Consider the following 595-nt stretch of genomic DNA (forward strand, 5'->3'; position numbering starts at 1 on the left):
GAGCGCTTCTGCCTCCGAACACAGCAGATCGGAGGAACTACAGAATCAGGACACTAGACCCGACCCAGATCAGGCCACCTTTTTCGCAGGGGTGGTACCTTCCGCGTCTTACCGCGGCAGCACGAGACGCCGAAGCGCGCCGCGCACACCGCCGGCCTACCAGGCATCGCGATTGGCAATCTGCACCCGGAAGATCGGCTTGCTGCGCTCCACCTCCTCCTGCTCATAGATCTCAGTCGTCTTCTCCGGGTCGTAACCGCGCCACAGCCAGCTAAGGGATTCCGGAAGGTCCATGGCACCTTGCGCGCTGGAGTGCGTGGCAATGCCATAGCGGAAATGAAAGTCGTAGCCGCGCGTCTTCAGCGCGTTGGCCATCTGGATGTTGTTCAGTGGCCAACTGCCTGCGACGTAGAGATCCTGCCTGCCGTTGCTGTCTACCTCGATGTCGTTCAACCCGTCGGACATCCAGACGCGAATGTTGCGCCTGGGCTCGCGCCGCACCAGGTTCGACAAGATATAGCCACCGTCGACATGCTCCTCAGGCAGCCATTGCAGCCCTGTGAAGCTGCCGATAGTCGAGTGTACTCGGCTGAAA

At 60.7% G+C, this 595-nt stretch carries 1 protein-coding gene; it reads right to left on the reverse strand.

The genetic code is table 11. The annotated features are described in order from the left end of the window. Window positions 1-156: 156 nt before the first annotated feature. Window positions 157-595: hypothetical protein (locus tag ACLF3M_RS35400; protein ID WP_430661714.1), on the reverse strand; the 439-nt coding region annotated here is incomplete at its 5' end.

The organism is Falsiroseomonas sp. HW251 (genome assembly GCF_050563545.1).
Lineage (GTDB): Bacteria > Pseudomonadota > Alphaproteobacteria > Acetobacterales > Acetobacteraceae > Falsiroseomonas.